A 20,288-nucleotide genomic window follows, 5' to 3' on the forward strand; every position below is an offset into this window, starting at 1 on the left:
GGCACCTGGAAAACCCGCGTCATTGAATGACAATTCATTTCTTTATTAAAGAGAGGAATTCACTATGAAGAAGATTACGGCGATCGTTCGTGCCGAGAAGCTTGAGGTTCTTAAGGACGCGCTGTTTGCTGCTGATGTTCGCGGTATGACTATCAACCAGGTGCAGGGCTGCGGTGCGCAACATGGCTGGAAGGAATACGTGCGCGGCAACGAGTTGCTTGTCAACACGATCCCTAAGGTACAGTTCACCCTCATCTGCGCCGATGAACATGTCGACGGAATTGTCGACATCATCTGCAACGCTGCTCGCACCGGAGCCGTCGGCGACGGCAAGATCTGGGTCGAGCCGGTCGAAGAAGTTATCCGCATTCGTACCGGCGAACACGGCCCCGCCGCGGTGTAGGACAATCTTTCGCCTGACGGGCGTGCCTCTCTTGGGGCGCGCCCGTTCTCGTCTACAATATCGTGCAGACGAAGGAGAGGCATGCCCATGATCAAGATGTTTGCGAGTGACTTAGACGGAACGCTGCTGAATGCCCTACACGAGGCCGACGGAACCATCCGCCGCGCCATTCGCGAGCTGACCGAAGCCGGGCTGCATGTGGTTCCCGCGACCGGACGCTCGACGCTGCCGATCGGCGAGCATGGCTTCACAGGTCTGGCACTCGACGCCTGCTGCTCCAACGGATCCATCGTGCGCGACAGCCATGGTGAGGTGCTCAAGACCTGGACCATCGACCCGCAGGTTACCGAGGAGCTGCTCAAAGCGTTCCCGGACATTTGCTTCGACTGCTCCACGCCCGACGGCATGTTCTCGAGCGGTTCGTTCGAGATGCACCAGGCGGGCTTTAAAAAGGACAGTCCTATCAAGCGCATCGTGATGCGCGGCATGCGTGCACGTGGCGGGTATCACGAGGAACAGTATTTCGACCAGTCGATCGGTGACATCCTGCGTCATGACGTGTGCAAAATCAACTGCCGCGTGACCTCGCCCGAGCTGGAGCGCGACCTTAAGGCATATTTGGCTGAGCGATCGGACCGCGTGGTCAACGCGCCGTTCGATCCGGTGATGTTCGAGATCACGGACGTGGCGTGCAACAAGGGCGAGAGCGTGGCGTGGCTGGCGGGCTACTACGGTATTGCCGAGGACGAGGTCGCGGTCTACGGCGACGGCGGCAACGATATCGCCATGCTCAAGCGTTTCCGTCACAGCTACGCGACCAAAAACGGCAGTGACGCGGCCAAGGCCGCCGCGAGCGTGACCATCGGCAGTTGCATGGTCCACGCCGTTCCCAAGCATATGCTCGCCACCATGCGCAAGCAAAACTCCCGCACCGTCATCGAATAATGTGACAAAGGGACTGCCCTTCGTCACATCCTAAATATTGCCTTTACGTGTTGATGCACACGGTGTGCAATAATACTCGCACTGTGCAATAGCGCACAGGCTGAGTAACAAGGAGGACGCTTGTCCCAGCTCGAGAAATGCGATCGCCGGTCCCTTCGCTCGCAGCGTGCCCTTCGCCAGGCGCTTGCCAGCGAGCTTGCCGAAAGCGGCGACTTTTCGCGCATTAACGTCGCGTCGCTCACCGAGCGCGCCGGTCTTACACGCCGCACGTTCTATTCGCACTACCGCGATATTCCCGACTTTATCAATCAAATCGAGGACGGCTTGCTGGCCGAGATCCGTGAGCGCATTGAGCTCATCACTGCAGCTCAGCTGCCTGATCTCTATCACAATATCGATGAGCTCGAGCCGGCGCCCGGTTCGGTTGAGCTGCTGCGTTATCTTGCGGCCAACCGCGACTTAATCGGTGCGCTGCTGGGTCCGGGCGGCGACCAGGCCTTCATTAAAAGGATCATCGACACCGCTCGTGAGGCTGTGGTGCCGCGTGCGCAGACGGGCATTTTGGGCCTGGCGCTGGGTACGTTCTTTGACTACTACGTCACCTACGTCGTGAGTGCCGAGGTCGGCATGATTCAGCGCTGGTTTGAGCGTGGGCTCACCGAATCGCCCGAGGCCATGGCGCGCATTATGACGGTGCTCGCTTTTGTGCGCCCTGGTGACCTGTATGGCCAACCCATCGATATCAACGTGCCGGAATATGGCATGAAGCTATTGAACTTGCAGCTCGAGGACGCGGCCGACACCGTCGCAACCGTCGAGTCCAACAACTAAGAGGAGAGACAGATGAGCAAACTCGTCGAGGGCATTAAGGACCGTATGGTTGCTGCCGCACGCGAGGCCGCGCCCGCCGTGGTGGACGCCGCGCAGAAGGCCGCGACCGCGGCTGCCGAGAAAGTTGCCGAGGCAGTTGCCGATGCCAAGAACGCAGCAGGGGAGACGTCCGTCGCTAGCGAGCTCGCCACCGCCGCTGAGTCCGTGGCCGCCGCCCACGCCCCCGAAGGCGCGATCTTCAACCCCGAGAACGCTCGTGGCAACCTGCACCTGGGCATCGACGTGGGCTCCACTACCGTCAAGCTCGCTGTGCTCAACGACGACAACCAGATCGTCTACGCCAAGTACCAGCGCCACCACACCGACGTCCGCGCCTGCGCCCGCGACCTGTTCGAGGGTGCCGCGACCGTGCTGCCGACGGCCCAGATGACCTGCGCCATTACCGGCTCGGGCGGCCTGCTGCTGTCCCAGTGGCTCGACCTGGAGTTTGTCCAGGAGGTCATCGCCAGCAAGCGTGCCGTCGAGACCCTCATCCCGGCCACCGATGTCGCCATCGAGCTGGGCGGCGAGGACGCCAAGATCATCTACTTTGACAACGGCATCGAGCAGCGCATGAACGGTACCTGCGCCGGCGGTACAGGCGCGTTCATCGACCAGATGGCAACCCTGCTGCACACCGATGCCAGCGGCCTTAACGAACTCGCGGCCAACGCCACCACCATCTATCCCATCGCTAGCCGCTGCGGCGTCTTTGCCAAGACCGACGTCCAGCCGCTGCTCAACGAAGGCGCCCGTCCCGAGGACGTCGCCGCTTCCATCTTCCAGGCCGTCGTGACCCAGACCATCTCGGGTCTGGCGTGCGGCCGTCCCATCCGCGGTAACGTCGCCTTCTTGGGCGGCCCGCTGCAGTATCTCTCCGAGCTGCGCCATCGCTTCTACCTCACGCTCAACCTGGACGAGGAGCACCGCATTGTGCCCCAAAACGCCCACCTGTTTGTGGCGAGCGGCGCCGCCATGGCGCATGAGTCCAACAAGCTCAGCACGTTCCCGCAGCTCATCGAGGCTATCGATGCCCTGGGTGACACACAGGGTGCCGAGGTCGAGCGTCTGGACCCGCTCTTTGCCACCGACGAGGACTTTGCCGAGTTCAAGACCCGCCACGACCAGGAAGTCGTTCCCAAGGGCAAGCTCGACGGCTACACCGGCCGCGTGTTCATTGGCATCGACGCCGGTTCCACCACCATGAAGGCCGCGCTCGTGGGCGAGGACGGCCAGCTGCTGCACACCTGGTACGGTAACAACAACGGCGACATCCTTGGCACGGCCAAGGTCATCATGGCCGATTTCTACAACCACATCCCCGCCGGCTGCACCATCGGCCACGTGACCACCACGGGCTACGGCGAGGCGCTGCTCATCGAGGCCCTCAAGGCCGACTCCGGCGAGATTGAGACCGTCGCGCACCTGCGCGGCGCCAAGGCATTCCTGCCCGGCGTCGAGTTCATCCTGGACATCGGCGGTCAGGACATGAAGTGCCTGCGCGTCAAGGACGGTGTTATCGAGCACATCATGCTCAACGAGGCCTGCTCGTCGGGCTGCGGCAGCTTTATCGAGAGTTTTGCCGTCTCTATGAACATGGACGTGCGCGCGTTCGCCGATGCCGCTATCCATGCCAAGGCCCCCGTCGACCTGGGTAGCCGCTGCACGGTCTTTATGAACTCGCGCGTCAAGCAGGCGCAAAAGGAAGGCGCCACGGTGGGCGACATCGCGGCCGGCCTGTCCTATTCCGTCATCAAGAATGCCCTGTTCAAGGTCATTAAGCTGCGCGACCCCAAGGAGATCGGCAGCCAGGTGATCGTCCAGGGCGGCACCTTTATGTCCGACGCCACGCTTCGCGCATTTGAGCAGCTCACCGGCGTTCATGCCGTGCGTCCCGACATCGCCGGCTGCATGGGAGCCTATGGTGCGGCCCTGCTCGCTCGCGATCGCGCCGGCGCCGATGGCACCTCGACCATCCTTTCAGCCGAGGACATCGCGCACCTCACCGTGACGCAAAAGCATGTCCGCTGCGGCCGTTGCTCCAACAACTGCCAGCTCACCGTCAACGACTTTGGCGGCGGCAGACGCTTCATTACCGGCAACCGCTGCGAGAAGGGCGCCGGCCACAAAAAGCAGAAGACCGAGGCCCCCAACCTCTTCAAAAAGAAAAACGAGCTGCTCTTTAACCGCGAGGTCCTGAGTCCCGACGAGGCCCCGCGCGGCACCGTGGGTATCCCGCGCGCACTCAACATGTACGAGAACTACCCCTTCTGGCACGCGTTCTTTACACGCCTGGGCTTTAGCGTGCAGCTGTCCGACCAGTCGAGCAAGAAGACCTACCAGGCGGGCATCGAGTCCATGCCGTCCGAGAGCGTGTGCTATCCGGCCAAGATGAGCCACGGCCACGTGATGAACCTCATCGACCGTGACGTCGACTTCATTTGGATGCCGTGCGTGCGCTGGGAGCGCAAGGAGGATCCGACGGCTGGCAACTGCTATAACTGCCCCATCGTCATGAGCTACCCCACGGCGCTGGCGCTCAATATCGACGAGATTCGCGAGCAGAACATCGAGTTCCTGTACCCGTTTGTGCCGTATCACGATAAGACCGAGCTTAAGCGCCGTCTGTACCAGGTGCTCGCCGTCGACCGTGTGGCCGATGCTGAGGCCGGTCGCGGTCGCGTGCGTGGACCCAAGATCACGCGCTCCGAGGTCGATGCCGCCGTCAACGCTGCCTTTGAGGCCGATGCGCGCTTCCACGAGGATATCCAGACCATGGGCGAGGAGGCTCTTAAGTGGGTCGAGGACCACGGCGGCCACGGCATCGTACTCGCCGGCCGCCCCTACCATAACGACCCCGAGATCAACCACGCCCTGCCCGAGCTTATCTCGAGCTTTGGCTTTGCGGTCTTTACCGAGGATTCGCTTGCGCACCTGGTGAAGCCCGAGCGTCCCATCCGCGTCGTCGACCAGTGGATGTACCACAGCCGCCTGTACGCCGTCGCCCGTTTTGTGACGATGCGCAACGACCTGGACCTGATTCAGCTCAACTCCTTCGGCTGCGGCTTGGACGCCCTGACCACCGACCAGGTGCAGGAGATTCTGGAAGCCAGCGGCAAGATCTATACCGTGCTCAAGATTGACGAGGTGTCCAACCTGGGTGCCGCGCGCATCCGCATCCGCTCGCTCATGGCTGCGCTTAAGGACCAGGAGGCTGAGCGCTTGGCTGAGGCAACGGCCGCGGGCGAGGCCTACGAGCAGGGCGATGCCGCGCCGGTGGCGCCCTCCACGGATGCCCCCGCGTTCGCGAGCCGCAAGTACACGTTCGAGGCGCAGCGCGAGAGTGCTTCGACCGCGTGGCCCAAGGTGCCCTTTACCGAGCAGATGCGCGAGGAGGGCTACACCATCCTGTGCCCGCAGATGGCGCCGATCCACTTTGATCTGGTCAAAGAGGTGTTCCGTGGTGCCGGCTACAACTTGGAGCTGCTGCCCTCGACTGACCACGATGCCGTCGAGGCCGGCCTGCGCTACGTGAACAATGACATTTGCTACCCGTCGATCCTGGTGACGGGCCAGATTATGGAGGCCATCGAGAGCGGTCGGTACGACCTGTCCAAGACGGCCGTGGTTATCAGCCAGACCGGCGGCGGCTGCCGTGCCACCAACTACATCGCACTCATCCGCAAGGCTCTGCGTGAGAGCGGCCACCCCGAGATTCCGGTGATCTCGCTTTCGGTCGTGGCGCTCGGCGAGGACAACCCTGGCTTTAAGATTACGCCGGCTCTGCTCAAGCAGGCGGTCTACGCGGTGCTCTTTGGCGACGTGATGATGCAGATGCTCTACCGCTGTCGCCCGTACGAGGCAACGTCCGGTGCCGCCAATGCGCTCTACGAGGAGTACATGGCGCGCGCCCGCAAGCTGGCGCCCAAGTTCAACCGTCACAACTACACCAAGCTGTGCCGCGAGGCCATCCGCGCGTTCGACACCATGCCGCTCGTGGGCGAGGGTACCAAGCCGCGCGTGGGCGTGGTTGGCGAGATCCTGGTCAAGTTCCACCCTACGGCCAACAACCACGTGGTCGATGTCATCGAGCGCGAGGGCTGCGAGGCCGTAGTGCCGGGCCTGCTCGACTTCTTCCTGTACTCCATGAGCAACGCCGAGCTGCAGAAGGACGAGCTGGGAAGCTCTGCCACTACACGCGCGGGCATGCAAGCGCTTATTAAGCTCGTGGACTGGATGCGCACGCCGGTGGAGGAGATGCTCGAAAAGTCTCGCCGCTTTGAGGCGCCCGAGCGCATCGGCACCATGGCCGACAAGGCCCGCACGGTGCTTTCGGTGTGCAACAACATGGGCGAGGGCTGGCTGCTCACGGCCGAGATGCTCGACCTGATCGATCACGGTGCGCCCAACATCATCTGCACGCAGCCCTTCGCGTGCCTGCCCAACCACGTGGTGGGCAAGGCCGTGATTAAGGAGCTACGCCGCCAGCACCCCGAGAGCAACATCGTCGCGGTGGACTATGATCCCGGTGCGTCCGAGGTCAACCAGCTCAACCGCATTAAGCTCATGATTAGCGTGGCCAAGGAAAACATGCGCGCCGGTAAAGGCTTTAAGCTCGAGAAGGTGGCGCCGCTCGCGATGGACGAGGTCACCGGTCAGATGCGTGCCCACGACGGCTGTGCGAGCTGCGGATCTGCCAGTGAGGAGGCCGTTGCATCGGTCGCCAAGCGCCTGGGGCGCGGCATTAAGAAGTAGCTGGTCTGCTATGGGCTAGATATGAGACAAACGGGTGGTAGCCGTACCGGCTACCACCCGTTTTTGCTGGACATATGTTGCGTAAATGACCTTGCTACAGCCTTCCGTGGACTTGCCCGATTTTTGGGCCGGCTCGGGCTTAGAGGACAAGTTGCTGCAGGCCCAAGGCGATTTTTCGCTCAACGCAGGCCAGCACAGTGTGACCTATCTGCCAAACGACGAGACGACCGCTACGGTCTGGCCATCACCACCTACGAGATGGAAGCCGAAAAGTACATCTACCGCGTGTACAAGTACGAGCTGTAGGGCCGCGCTTAGGTTTGACCAATGGAGTATGAAAACACGCCGTTCGCCGATGCCCCCTCCGCGAGTGGCAGCCATATGTTTTGATATCAGAAACATATAGTTGTCGCCAGCCTGCTGGCGACGTTCCCCCTGATATCAGAGGCTCCAGGTATGTTTCGCGCTCCGTTAAACAACTATCGATTGGGCTAACATGGACCGCCGTGCTATTTCGGTAACCCTTGCAGTGGTCTGTCTGACTGTGCTCCTGGGCGCTACAGGGCTGTTTGCTATAAGCCGAGAAACGTCCTATATGCAGGAATGCGCTTCCGAAGGGTTTGCCATTGATGGTTACTACCGGGATGACAAAACGAGTCGGGAAATCCTGGCCTTTCTTGAGGAGGATGGCTGTCGATGGCAACTGGTCGACAAAGACGGCAGCTGCGTTGACGGGCAGTTTAAGCGTACGGATGACCCCAACATCCTGATATTAAAGAAGGAAAACGGCGAAGAATTCGGCACGGTTCACGTTGCGTATATATCGCGCCGACGCAATCAGGGGCAGATTTACCTAATTAGAAATACTAAGGTGACCCGATTTTATCTTGTGAGCACCGATCCAGCGTTTACGGTGGGGTCTGGCGATGTCGATGCGGACGTCTGATTCACGGCAATAAAACAGCGAGCGGGGCGCGGACGTGAACTACGTCCCGCTTTTTGCTTGTGCCTGCGTCGCGTCTGAGCCTCGCCGCGACTTGCGCCTGTGCGCGGGAGCCATCCCATGCTCCGCATTACTCCACATCAAACTCCACGCGATCGAGTTCGGGCACGTTGAGGTCAATGAGCTTGCGGGCGACGTGACGGTCGTGTGCCCCAAGTGCCTCGCTTGTCGTCACATGGGCGACAATCTCGCGCTCGACGATGCCCTCCTCGTCGCCTTCGGTGGCCGAGGTCTCGACGGCGACGGTGTAATCCTTAAAGCCCGGCAGCACCGCGGCAAGCTCGCGCGTGGTTTCGGTGACACCGTAGCCGTCCTGCACGCCGGCCTGCGCCGAGCCAATGGAACCCGCCGTCATGACGATGCAGGGGATGGCAAAGACCACCGTGCCCACAATAATGCGGCGGCGCACCTTGCGTGACAGCTCATCGACCTCGGCATTTTCCTCGGCTGTCACAATGCCGTCGCCGTTGAGGTCGCGCTTGAGCGGTACACGTAAAAGAAGCAATACGGCTTCGGCCGCCAGCGCGATAAAGACCACGTTGATGCCAAACTCATAAAGCGCCGAGAGAAACAGTGACCCGCTTGCGATGGCGATGCCGTAGCCCGCCGCGCACAGGGGCGGCATGAGCGCGGTCGCCACGGCCACGCCGGCGATGAGCGTGGCGGGTTCCTGGTCGCGCGAGTTGCCCAGCCCGCCTGCAAAGCCGCCTGCGAGTGCGACGGTAAGGTCCCAGACGGTGGGTGTCGAGTTGTCGATGATGGCGGCCGTGGTGGTGCCAAGGGGCGAGAGCTTAAAGTACAGCGTGGACGTGACCAGGCAAAAGGCCATCTGCAGCGCAAGGCTGGCGACGGCTTCGACGGTAATCTCGCGGTCGAGCGTGGCAATACCGTATGCCATGGCAAGGACCGAGCCCATGAGCGGGCAGATGAGCATGGCGCCCACGATGGCGATGTCCGAATCGATATCGAGGCCGATGCTTGCGATCAGCATGGCGATGATGAGGATGCATAGGTGGGAGCCAGTCAGACGCGCCCCGTTTACAAAACGCTTGCGGATCACGTGGTAGGGCGCGCGACCCTCGCGAATGTTGAATGCGCGCTTGAGGAAGCGGGTGATGTTTTCCATGGCTTCGCTATGGGCAGGGCGGATGCCGTGGCGCCGGTGGTGGCGTTCGCGTAGTCGCTTGATCTGTTGTTTGTCGAGTTCCATGTCCACCTCGTTCCAGCGCGGTCCGCGCAACGCGCCCGTTGTCATAACTCTACACCGTGGCGGGCGGGGTGTCTGTTGGATGCGGAATCCGATAGGGCGGATGACGCGGGAGCAAATGCAAATCACAGGCTCAATTCCATCCCGCGAGAATATGATGCACCAGCTCCTTCAAATGTGACGAAACTGTGAAGCACGAGAGCGTGAATTTCAAAAAATACGCTGGTCGCCAATGTTGCGCAACAGAATTCAAAAATCGACAGCTACCGTTTGATACGTATGGATACATCCGTGTCAAAGGGAGAAAGCCATGGCAAACTACAGTCCACAACACTTTGAGCCTCGGGCCAAGGCCGTCAACGTCAAGGGCGTTGCCAACCGCGCCGTCGCAACCGTTTTGACGGCGGGCCTCATCGCTCAGCCGCTCATGTCGCCGCTGGCGGCAATCGCTGCACCGTCAACCGATAACGGCGATTCTGTTCAGGGGGGGGGGTAGTTCTGTAGAGAACACCGTTGCCGCCGGTAACCAAGCGGTCGTAAAGACGGCTGCCCAGCTGGCCGAGGAGTCGGCAAAGCAGCTCAAGGACGCTCAGGCCGCCTACGATGCCGCCCAGAAGAAGGCCGACGCGGCGGGCCAGTCTCAAAAGCAGGCACAGCAGCAAAAGAATCAGGCCTCGCAGGCCGTGACCGATAACGCCGCCGAGCAGAACGAGGCCGAGGCAGCCGCGCTTCAGGAGAAGATCGACGAGCTTAAGGCGGCTGTTGACAAGGCCGAGCAGCAGCAGAAGAAGCTGGGCGACCTGAACGATCAGCTCGATCAGGCCAACAAGAGTGTCGAGGATAAGACCCAGGCGCTCAAGGACGCCAAGGCAAAGCAGGATGAGGCCAAGAAGGCCCTCGACGATGCGCAGGCCAAGCTCGAGGCCATGGGTATGGACGAGTACGAGGCCGCCAAGAAGGCCGTCGAGGACGCGCAGGCCAAGCTCAATGCGGCGAATGCCGATGTGAAGACGGCCGAGGGTGAGCTCGATGCCGCTAAGACCGCCGCCGACAATGCTGAGCAGGCAAAGAGTGATGCCGAGTCTGCTCTGACGACTGCCCAGGCCAAGAAGCAGGAGACCGCCAATGCCCTTGCCGCTGCGACCACCGCGTGCGGCAACGCCCAGGATAAGCTGAACGACGCCCAGAAAGCGCTCGATGCCGCCATCTCGGGCACGGGCATCGATCTAAAAGCGCTTGAGGCCGCCAAGGAAGCTGCTGCCGGTGAGCTCAAGGACGCGCAGACCGAGCTTGATGCCGCGAAGGCTGCCGACGCCACCGCACAAACGAACCTCCAGGCCGCACAGACTGATGCCAGCGCCGCGCAGGAAAAGGTCAACGCCGCCAACGCTGCCGTTTCGTCAGCGCAGACTGCATACGACGAAGCCAACGGCAAACTCGGTGATTTGACCAGCAAATACAACACCGCCAAGGCTGCTTACGAGCAAGCTCAGCAGACCGAGGCCGACAAGAAGACAGAGTACGACCGTCTAGCAGAGGTCGCAAAGCAGAAGAAAAGCGCTCTTGAGAATGCTACCAGCGACTACAACAAAGCGAATGATGAATACAACACGGCCAGCGCAAACGTCAAAGCTCTTGAGCAGCAGATTTCTGAGCTAAAAGCAAACATGACGGTGGATACGGATGCTGTCAAGGCTGGCCTGCTTGGCTTTATGAATCACATCGCAAGTAGTACGTCGTTTACTGCTGCTCAGCGTGCCAACGCGAGCGATGCGGCGAAGTTACTTGATGGGTCTGCTAGCAAGGCGGCATGGTATGACGACTATGTCAACTTGGATGCATCTGACGCTGACAATGCTTTTTCGCTCGTGAATCTGCAGAATACCTTGACCTACATGAATGCCGTCAATGGAATTCGTCGCGCAAATGGCTTGAGTGACATGAAGGTCAGCATTGTCTCTATGGCGCAGTCGGCGCTCGATGTTTGCTATTCGTCGAATGTTTGGGACCACGCGGGGAACAGCGGCGAGGGCTTTTATATGTCCTATAACGAAAACCTTGCCGGACGTGCTGGCGCCTACAAGGGGTCAGATAATCCTAAAGATTGGGAAATATCCTTCGATAACGGCGACAAGTACGGCGATGATTGGCCGTTTATCGGTTGGTATACTGCGGAAAAGCGTGACTATGACAGGGGTGACTATAGCAACACCGGCCACTATGAGAACTTTATTGATTCAGGTGCTAATTCCTTTGGGTTCGCCGTCGGCTACGGTAAGGATGGCAACCGCTCAACGCCCGAGGATGACGGTGCACCCAGTCCTGTTTCAATTTATCAGGGAAACTGGGCCGAAGGCGATTTTACGGTTGACGAGTTCAAGAACCTGGTAAACACGTACGTAGACTCCGTTTATCATGCCGGTGGTACCGCCGCGCAGAAGGCGCAGCTGGCGCAGCTGCAAGATCAACTTGCGGCAGCACGGAAGGCGCTCGATGTGAAAAACGATGCGCTTGGCTCTGCGGAGTCATCCCTCGATGCTGCCAAGAGTGCCGCGAATGAAGCGAACGGTAACGTTGCTGCTGCCAAGAGCGACTATGAAGCTGCGCAAGAGGCCACCGCTATCGCGAAGGCGGCATATGGCGCTGCCGATGTCAATTTGAAGAATGTTGACATCGAAACTCCTAGGGCAAATCTCAACGCCGCCAAGGACGAGGCGACCGTCGCGCAGGCCGCACTTGACGACGCTAACTCCAAGCTCACCGAATGCCAGACGAACGCCTCCAAGGCTTCCGCCCGCAAGGCGAAGGCACAGGGCGATTACGATACCGCCAAGACAAAGTCCGATAAGGCCAACGAGGCGTATGACAATGCCACGGCTTCGGTCAAGGACCTTACTGCCAAGCGCGATGCCGCTAATGCGAACCTTGCGAGCAAGCAGGGCGCGCTTGACGGGGCCAAGAAGGCCGACGACGCCGCTCAGGCTGGCGTAGATAAGGCTCAAGCCGCAGGCGCACACGCCGCGACCGCTCTTTCGGATGCCAAGCAGGCAGTTGCCGCCAAGACGCAGGCCGTGTCCGACGCACAGGCGAAGGTCAAGGCCGCCGAGGGCGAGCTGGCCCGCGCAAACAAGGCCTTCGAGCGCTTCGCCGGCGCCCAGAAGGCGGTCGATGACGCCACGGCCGCCTATGATGCCGCCGTTGCCGGTGTCGCCGATGCCCAAAAGCAGCTCGAGGCCGCCAACAAGGCCGTTGTCGATGCGAACTTCGATATCATCAAGGCCAAGGCCGAGCTTGCCGGCGACGAGGCGCTCAAGGCCGATCTTGAGGCCGTCGACCACAAGGCCTCCCTTGCCACGGGCACGACGGGCAACGATAAGCTGACCAAGCTGAATGCCGCCTACGCTCGATACAAGTCCGCCGTCGATGCCGCTGCGGGCCTCAAGACTGCCCTGAGCGATGCCGATGCCAAGCTGTCCGATGCCAACGACGCTTATGCCGCCGCATTGGCAGAACTCGGCGATGCCAAGGACGCCCTGGCTGCTGCACAGGCCGAGTACGACAAGTATCATCCCAAGGCCGAGCCGCAGGCTAAGCCTCAGGTTACGCAGGCTGCTGCAAAGGCCCCTGCCGCTAAGAAGAAGGCTGCGTCGGGCGCGCTTGCCCAGACCGGCGACAACTCCGCGCTTGCGGGCGAGGTGTTCGTCATCGGCGGCATTACGCTCGTTGCCGCGGGCGTGACGCTGAGCGATCGTCGTCGCAAGCAGATGTAGCGTATTGAGCGCTGGCCTCGCGACATACCGCAATTCGTCGCGAGGCCGACTCGATAACTCAACCGATAAGGCCGGCGCGCTGTCATACGCGGCGCGCCGGCCTTTCTTTGCGGTGGTATCAAAAAGCTCGGTCGGTAGCCGCGAAAGCTGCCGACCGAGCAAATCGTAGACAATATGGTTGCTGTCGAGCAGCTGCTCAGCTTAGCCCAGCAGGCTCAGACCCACGGAGACAAACGCCAGGATAACGCCGACGATAGACTCGCCACCGAGCAGGCCGCTGGCGACAACCAGACCCTGCTCCTGGAAGGCGGCATCCTTGGCGGCCTTCTCCTCGTCCGAAAGACCGGCGGCGGCGTCGCGGTGTGCAGCCCACTTGTCGTAGGCGAGCTTGACGCAGGAGCCCAAGAAGGCCGTGAGCGACATGTAGAACGGCAGGTACACGCCCAGACCGATCATCATGGCCGGAATGCCGAGCCAGTACATGACGATGCCGGCGATAAAACCGCCCGCAAACCACGGCACGCTCGGGATGCCCGAGACCATGGTGGCGACCACGCTTGCCTGCGCGGCCACAAAGCTCTTGTCGGGGCCGAAGGCGTCCGGACCATAGGCGGTGACGAGCGCGACCATGACGGCGGCAGCGACCAGGGCGCCCACGATGCCGCCGATGGCCTGGCCGACCCACTGTGCACGCGGGTTGGTGCCCAGCACGGCGCCGGCCTTGAAGTCGTTCATGACGTCGCCCGCAAGGCCGCACGCTACGGCCACGATGCCGGCGATAAAGAACAGCTTGACCTGAGCGAGCTGCGCGAAGGCGGCAACGATGAGCATGACGATGAGGCCGAAGATCTCCATGGGGTCGATGCCCGTCTGGCCGCAGCTCTGCGCGCTCATGATGGTGGTGACAAAGGTGAACAGCGTGACGATGACGGCCGGGACGGGGCCAAGGTCGAGCACGATGGCGATGATCACGGCGATGGCGGCAGCGCCCAGGCCGATGATACCGGCGTCGAGTTTAAGGGAGCCCGAGATGAGCGACTGCTCGTCGGTGTCGGTGGAGCTGTCGGCGGCGAGGCCGCGGACGATACCGGCGACCTGCGGCAGGATGTCCTTGAGGACGACGGCGACGCCAAAGCCCATCATGAGGCCCATACCCAGGGACTTAACAATGCCCTGTGCGGTCACAACATCGAACAGACCGGCAGCGGTGCCGCCCACGATGATGCCAAAGTTGCCCAGCAGCGCGCCGGCAAACCAGAACGCGACGGGGGCGAAGCCCACCAAAAAGCCGATGGACAGCAACATGGGCGAGTTGTAGATGGCAAAGGTCACGCCGGGGATATTGAGCGTGCACAGCATGCTGGGCACCACGCCCAGAGCGTCGCGCAGCACGCTGTAGATGCCGGCGATGGCCATGGAGCCAAAGAGCTGCTTGCCGGTTTTGCCGCCGGCCTCGGTTGCGCGCAGGGTCTGAGCTGCGGCGTTGCCGGTGGGGAACTCAAGCGCGGCGTCCACGATAAAGTGACGGTGGATGAGCGCGGTGGCCAGCAGGCCCAGGATGGTGCCGGCGAGTGCCACGATAAACATGTCGAGCCAGCTGATCTGGTCGGCATATCCCAGCATCCAGGCGCCCGGGATGGTAAACGCCAGGCCGCCGGCGACCATGGCGCCCGCGGACATGATGGTGTGGGTGACGTTGGCCTCGTTGAGGCTGGCATTGCCCATGAGCTTAAGGAAGAACAGCGAAATGACGGCAGCGAAGACGATCGGCCAGGGGAGAGCGCCCATCTTGAGGGCGGTGTAGGCCGAGCTTGCCGTGATAATCACGCAGCCAAGGACGCCGATGACGACGCCGCGCAGCGTGAGTTGCCCGCGCATCGAAGCGCGGTTCGAGGGATTGCTCATATAGAACTCCTTTGCGTATATCCGCTTCCCCCGGGAGCGCCGCTACGGATACGGCGCGGGAAGTCGGGTTACCAAGGGCCGCCGCGTGAGCTCGCGCGCGACCGCGCACCAGTATAACCGCAAGCTAGTCATTTCGGGATGACTGGTTTAGGTAGGCGATATACTGCTGGGCAGACGAAAGGAGCGCCGACGATGCTTAATGGGTGCGCATATATATTGACGGTCGACGTGGGCAACACGTTCATTCGCTTTGGCCTGTTTGCCGAGGATTCGGCCGCGGCGCAGGAATGCCCGCTTGCGACGTGCGAGATCACCACGCCGTCGAGCATCACAGCAGACGAGGCGCGCATGCGTCTCGCTCAAGTCATGGCCGCGCTAGCGGCCGATGCGGGCATGCCGGGTGCACTCGTTCCCGCGGCCGCAGTGCTGAGCTGCGTGGTGCCGGCGCTCGAGCGCCCGTGGAAGACGGCGCTTTCCCGCATCTGCACGGGGCGCGTGCTCACGGTGGGGCCGGGACTTAAGACCGGCATGCCCGTCCACTACGACGACCCGGCCGAGATCGGCCCCGACCGCATCGCCGACGCCGTGGCGGCCCGGGCCGTTTACGGCTCTCCGTGCATCGTGATCGACCTGGGCACTACGACCAATATCGAGGTCATCGACGCGTGCGGTACCTTTGTGGGCGGCGTCATCGCGCCGGGTCTGGCGCTCGGCGCCCGCTCGCTCTCGGCCGCTGCGGCGCGTCTGCCGCAGGTCGAGCCTTCGGCGCCCACGCATGTGATCGGCCGCAACACGCGCGAGGCCATGCGCTCGGGCGTGGTCTTGGGCGAGGTGGCACGCATCGACGGCATGCTCGACATGGTGCTCGCCGAGATGCGCGCGACCAAGGCTGCGGGGGAGGGCGATGTGCCCATCGTCATTACCGGCGACGACGCCGAGGCGCTCGCGGCCCTTGTCGGCCATAGCCTGACGGTCGACGACGCGCTGACGTTGCGAGGACTCGCCGAGCTCTACCACATCAACCAAAAGCCCCGCCGCGTGTAAAAGTGAGGGCGCCGGCGGGACAAACGCCCTCACCTTTCACCTGCTACAATGGGTCAAACTATTGCGATTACGGAGGTGTCTGCCATGTCGGACGATCTTCATCAAACTTCGTCAGGCAAGCGCCTGGACGTCATTAGCTGGGACGAGTTCTTTATGAGCGTGGCCATCGCCGCGCAGCGCCGCAGCAAGGACCCCAACACGCAGGTGGGTGCGTGCATCGCCAACACCAACCACCGCATCCTTTCGGTGGGCTACAACGGTACACCCTCGGCGCTCAACGACGACTTTTTTCCGTGGGGTACGAGCGACGACCCGCTGCAGGACAAGCACAACTACGTGGTCCATGCCGAGGCCAACGCCGTGCTCAACTACCGTGGCTCGCTCAAGGACCTCGAGGGTTCCACGGTCTACGTCACGCTGTTCCCGTGCCACGACTGCGCCAAGATTTTGGCTCAGGTGGGCGTGGGCGAGGTTGTCTACCTGGACAACAAGTACGCCGACACCGATGACGGACGCATCAGCCGCCGCATCCTCGACTCCTGTGGCATCAGCTACCGCCAGGTCATCGTCGATGTTCAGATTGGTACCGGGGGACAGGCTCGACAGTAATCATGCGTTGTCGCTATCTGACGACGAACGCAGCTCAAAGAGCCCCGTCCCAAATTGACTACTCGTGAAAGTCGCGTCTGCGCGCATGGACGGCTCGTGAGCGGGTACATGGCTGTAGTAACATAGCTTCTGTCCGCGGGCGTGCCCGCGTTATTGTGAGAAAGGAGCCCCTGTGGCTGTTAACGAAGAGCTGCTTAAGAAGGTTCTTGAAGAGATTCGTCCCAACCTGCAGGCCGATGGCGGCGATATGGAGTATGTGGGCGTCGACGACGAGGGCGTCGTCAAGCTGGAGCTGCAGGGCGCCTGCGCCGGCTGCCCCATGAGCTCGCTGACCTTGTCTATGGGCATCGAGCGTATCCTGAAGGAGCACGTGCCCGGCGTTACCCGTGTCGAGCAGGTCAATGCCTCCGGCGAGACCGACGACCTGTACGACGAGTACGCGCCGTTCTAAGATGCGAAAGCTGCGGACGGTACGCTCCGCATAGACGTTACGCCCAAATATGCGGCTGCGAGCGTAAGGCCCGCGGCCGCATTTGTATGTAGGGAGTAGGAGGGTCGACATGCTCAACGACTTCTACCATATGCTTGATCCCGTCGCGATTTCGGCGGGGCCTATCACGATTTACTGGTATGGTCTGGCCTATGTGGTCGGCGCCCTGCTCACGGCGGTTGTCATGTACCGCACACAGCGTCGCTGGGGCTTTAACATCACGATTGATGACCTGACGAGTGTCGTGGTCGGCGTGGTCTTTGGCCTCATTATCGGTGCGCGCCTGTTCTACGTCATCTTTTACGGCGACGGCTACTACTGGGCGCATCCGCTCGAGATCTTTGCCACCAATGAAGGCGGCATGAGCTTCCATGGCGGCCTGGTGGGCGGCATCATCGGCGGCGTGCTCGTGTGCCGCATGTATAAGCTCGACGCATGGACTTTGGCAGACCTTGCCGTCATAGGCGCGCCGCTGGCCTTGTGCCTGGGCCGTTGTGCCAACTTTGTCAACGGAGAGCTGTGGGGCAAGCCGACCGATCTGCCCTGGGGCGTGGTTTTTGGCGGGACTGCGGGCGATATGCCGCGTCACCCCTCCCAGCTCTACGAGGCATTTCTTGAGGGCATCGTGCTCTTTTGCATTCTGCAGGTGCTCAGCCGCAAAAAGCCGCTGCTGCCCCAGGGTACGTTTATGGGCGTGTTCGTGATGGGGTACGGCATCGTCCGCTTTCTCGTTGAGTTCGTGCGCGTGCCCGATGCCCAGCTGGGTTATCTGCTGGGCGGCGTCATCACCATGGGTCAGCTGCTGAGTTTGCCGCTCGTGATCGCCGGTCTGGCGCTCATCATCTTCGCCCGACACCGCAATCGCCCCCAGCGCATCTACCTCGACGCCTAACCACCAAAACCACCACAAAGGGGACAGGCACCTTTGTGGTGGTTTTGCCGAGTTTGATAGGTTTCTAGAAAGGCTTTCGGACTGTGAAGGATTCCGACCTCTCCACAACGGCTGCGCGCGACGCTGCCCGCATCGTCTGGTTTAAGCGCTACCCCGCCAAGCAGACGCTCATCGCATTTTTGCTCGCGCTGTTGGCGACCACGGCGTTTTCCATCGATCCCTCCCCGGTGTCGAGCAACGCAGTCTTGGCGATTGACCCCAAAGCCTCGGGCATGCTGTACGTGTGCTACGAGGTGCTCCTTTCGTTTGCCGGCCATACCGACGCGGTCATGCTGCTTGCACTTGCCTGCCTGCTCACCTTGCCGTTTCGCTACGTGTTCTTTGGCCGTGGCGACACCTGGCGTCCATCGATCATTCTGCCGTCGCTGTTCTTCGCCATCTGCATGGTGTTCGGCCGCAGCTACGACCTCACCGATTCGGCTGAGATTGTGCTGGGCGACAAGGCACGCGTTATCTGCGCCTGGATTGGTGGCGCGGGCTGGATGCTTCTGGCGATTGTGGCCTTCTATCTGGCTTTTGAGTTTTTGGATTGGTTGGGCTCCCGCCGCATTCCGTTTTCGGAGGCGCATTTTGGCCGCGTGTGGCGTGTTGTCCACGTCGTGCTCTCGGTTCATCCCTTTGTCGGGCCGTTTCTTGTGCTCATGATTGTCTGGGCGCCCACGCTTATCGCCTCGCTGCCCGGCCTCTTTATGGGAGACACGGGCGCGCAGGTCCGCCAATGGTTCAACTACCCCAACGGCACGAGCGATTACCTACGCCTGCTTAACCCCAACGTGCTACTCAACGGACATCATCCGGTGGTGCACACGGCCATCATCGGCTCGTGTGTGCAGCTGGGGCTTTCGCTATTTAACAGCGCCAATGCGGGCCTTGCCATCTACACTTGTGCCCAATTCGTCATCACCGCCGCCTGCATGTCCTATTCCATATCGTCGCTGCGCAAGCTGGGCGTGAGCCTGCCGGTCCGCGGCGTCATCTTGCTGTTCTTTGCGTTTATGCCGATGTTCTCCAACTACGCGGTGCTGCTGACCAAAGATGTACTTTTTGCCGATGCGTTTTTGGTACTGCTCGTTCAGACCGTCAAGCTCGTGGCATGTGGCCTACCCCGTCGCGATGCCAATGCCGAGCGTGCGGGCGAACAGAAGCCCGTGCTCTTTGCGCGCCATGACTGGCTGTTGCTCGTGCTGGGTGCCATGGGTTCCACGTTTTTGCGCAACGGCGGCCTGGTCTTTCCGTTGGCGGCCTGCGTGATTGCGGCGGCGTTTTGCGCCTGGGATGTACATGTCGCTCGTCGTGCGGCTAAGCAGATGGGCACCACGGTCTCATGCGCCACGTCGCGCTTCCGCTGGGTCGGCGTGCTCGCAGTGCTTGCGCTCTGCCTTGTCTCCAACATGTATTTCACCAAGGTATTTATGCCGGCGCACGATATCACGCCGGGCTCCAAGCGCGAGATCCTCTCGATTCCGTTTCAACAGACGGCACGCTTCGTCCAAAAGCACGATGGCCTCAACTCGGGCGTCAACCCCACGGTTAAGGAGGACGGCACCATCGTGGAAGCTCCCTGCGACGGCTTGGTGACCGATGAGGAGCGCGCTGTGATCGATCGCGTGCTTAAGTACGAGAACCTGGGCCGTCGCTACAACCCCGACAAGTCGGATGCCGTCAAAAACTGCTTCAATGAGTACGCCTCGCAGGAGGACATCAAGGCCTATTTTGAGGTGTGGGCCCAGATGTTCAAAAAGGACCCCGAGTGCTATATCTCGGCGCTCGTCAATAACTACTATGGGTACTTCTATCCGAGCGCTCGCGATGCGTGGGTCTACAGCACGGCGCGCAGTGCCGAGATCATGGCGAAGCCCGATAACCTCAAGTACTTTGACTTCCATCCGGTCGATAGCAAGGTTGTGCGCTGGTGCGACCACCTGATTAACCTGTACCGCGTGGCGGTGCAGCGCATCCCGTTTATCTCGCTCACCATGAGCTCGGCCACCTATGTGTGGATCATGGTCGTCGTGGTGGTTTACCTGTTGCGCCGCCATTCGTGGCGCGCGCTGGCCATCTGGATACCGCTGCTGGGCGTGCTCGCCGTGTGCCTGATCGGTCCATGTAACGGCTCGACCTACATGCGCTACCTGTACCCGGTCATCGCCTGCATGCCTTTTGCCATCGGTGCCACGATCACCCGCAGCGACTTCCTCTGGTCCTAACTTGGCGCATTGGGGTCAGGTTACTTTGCACCAAAGGCTTGCATCATCACGACGCCTTCATTTTGGGGTTTATCTTGCAGGCCGGTAGGTATATCATAACGACGTTTGTTTATATTGCCCGAGCATCT

The 20,288-nt window shown here is 61.2% G+C and carries 14 protein-coding genes; 12 read left to right on the forward strand and 2 right to left on the reverse strand.

Translation table 11 applies throughout. The features are described 5' to 3' along the window. Window positions 1-64 precede the first annotated feature (64 nt). The 5 genes from FGQ61_RS05805 to FGQ61_RS05825 all read left to right on the forward strand — a co-directional run bounded on the left by FGQ61_RS05805 (window position 65) and on the right by FGQ61_RS05825 (window position 7,919). A complete protein-coding gene (locus tag FGQ61_RS05805) occupies window positions 65-403 on the forward strand; it encodes a P-II family nitrogen regulator (RefSeq protein ID WP_117629936.1) in 339 nt (112 codons plus the stop codon). 87 nt (window positions 404-490) lie between these two features. Continuing rightward, window positions 491-1,348 (forward strand): HAD-IIB family hydrolase, encoded by an 858-nt coding sequence (locus FGQ61_RS05810; RefSeq protein ID WP_138374877.1) that lies wholly within the window; start codon window positions 491-493, stop codon window positions 1,346-1,348. Between the two features lie 120 nt (window positions 1,349-1,468). Next, on the forward strand, window positions 1,469-2,179 hold the full coding sequence (locus FGQ61_RS05815) for a TetR/AcrR family transcriptional regulator (protein ID WP_138374878.1): 711 nt from the start codon (window positions 1,469-1,471) through the stop codon (window positions 2,177-2,179). A gap of 12 nt (window positions 2,180-2,191) precedes the next feature. Continuing rightward, window positions 2,192-6,973 carry a 2-hydroxyacyl-CoA dehydratase gene (locus FGQ61_RS05820; RefSeq protein ID WP_138374879.1) on the forward strand — a complete coding sequence of 1,594 codons (4,782 nt, stop codon included), beginning with the start codon at window positions 2,192-2,194 and terminating at the stop codon, window positions 6,971-6,973. Between the two features lie 496 nt (window positions 6,974-7,469). Then, a complete protein-coding gene (locus tag FGQ61_RS05825) occupies window positions 7,470-7,919 on the forward strand; it encodes a hypothetical protein (RefSeq protein WP_138374880.1) in 450 nt (149 codons plus the stop codon). A 127-nt stretch (window positions 7,920-8,046) separates the two neighbouring features. Here FGQ61_RS05825 and FGQ61_RS05830 read toward each other — a convergent pair whose 3' ends face one another. Beyond that, window positions 8,047-9,186, reverse strand: coding sequence for a DUF389 domain-containing protein (locus FGQ61_RS05830; RefSeq protein ID WP_138374881.1), 1,140 nt, complete (start codon window positions 9,184-9,186; stop codon window positions 8,047-8,049). Window positions 9,187-9,493: 307 nt separating this feature from the next. On the opposite strand from FGQ61_RS05830, the gene FGQ61_RS05835 reads away from it, so the two are divergent. Together FGQ61_RS05835 and FGQ61_RS05840 are read left to right on the forward strand one after the other, a co-directional pair. Further along, complete coding sequence (locus FGQ61_RS05835) at window positions 9,494-9,679, forward strand: hypothetical protein (protein ID WP_138374882.1); 186 nt, start codon at window positions 9,494-9,496, stop codon at window positions 9,677-9,679. A gap of 187 nt (window positions 9,680-9,866) precedes the next feature. Next, on the forward strand, window positions 9,867-12,953 hold the full coding sequence (locus FGQ61_RS05840) for a CAP domain-containing protein (protein WP_138374883.1): 3,087 nt from the start codon (window positions 9,867-9,869) through the stop codon (window positions 12,951-12,953). Between the two features lie 201 nt (window positions 12,954-13,154). Here the strand turns inward: FGQ61_RS05840 and FGQ61_RS05845 are convergent, their stop codons facing one another. After that, the gene (locus FGQ61_RS05845; protein WP_138374884.1) at window positions 13,155-14,858 is read right to left on the reverse strand and encodes an OPT/YSL family transporter; all 1,704 of its coding nucleotides are present in this window, start codon (window positions 14,856-14,858) and stop codon (window positions 13,155-13,157) included. 192 nt (window positions 14,859-15,050) lie between these two features. Between FGQ61_RS05845 and FGQ61_RS05850 the strand changes: the two genes are divergently transcribed. From FGQ61_RS05850 to FGQ61_RS05870, 5 genes are all read left to right on the forward strand, one after another. Then, window positions 15,051-15,902: a type III pantothenate kinase gene (locus tag FGQ61_RS05850; protein WP_138374885.1), complete on the forward strand. Its 852-nt coding sequence runs from the start codon at window positions 15,051-15,053 to the stop codon at window positions 15,900-15,902. A gap of 84 nt (window positions 15,903-15,986) precedes the next feature. After that, complete coding sequence (locus FGQ61_RS05855; RefSeq protein ID WP_050766113.1) at window positions 15,987-16,511, forward strand: deoxycytidylate deaminase; 525 nt, start codon at window positions 15,987-15,989, stop codon at window positions 16,509-16,511. A gap of 172 nt (window positions 16,512-16,683) precedes the next feature. Further along, on the forward strand, window positions 16,684-16,962 hold the full coding sequence (locus FGQ61_RS05860) for a NifU family protein (RefSeq protein ID WP_099432127.1): 279 nt from the start codon (window positions 16,684-16,686) through the stop codon (window positions 16,960-16,962). A gap of 109 nt (window positions 16,963-17,071) precedes the next feature. Further along, window positions 17,072-17,893, forward strand: a complete 822-nt coding sequence (lgt, locus tag FGQ61_RS05865; RefSeq protein WP_138374886.1) for a prolipoprotein diacylglyceryl transferase — start codon at window positions 17,072-17,074, stop codon at window positions 17,891-17,893. 83 nt (window positions 17,894-17,976) lie between these two features. After that, window positions 17,977-20,160: a DUF6020 family protein gene (locus FGQ61_RS05870; protein WP_249360952.1), complete on the forward strand. Its 2,184-nt coding sequence runs from the start codon at window positions 17,977-17,979 to the stop codon at window positions 20,158-20,160. Window positions 20,161-20,288: the final 128 nt, after the last annotated feature.

The organism is Collinsella aerofaciens (assembly GCF_005844325.1).
Classification (GTDB): Bacteria; Actinomycetota; Coriobacteriia; order Coriobacteriales; family Coriobacteriaceae; genus Collinsella; species Collinsella aerofaciens_G.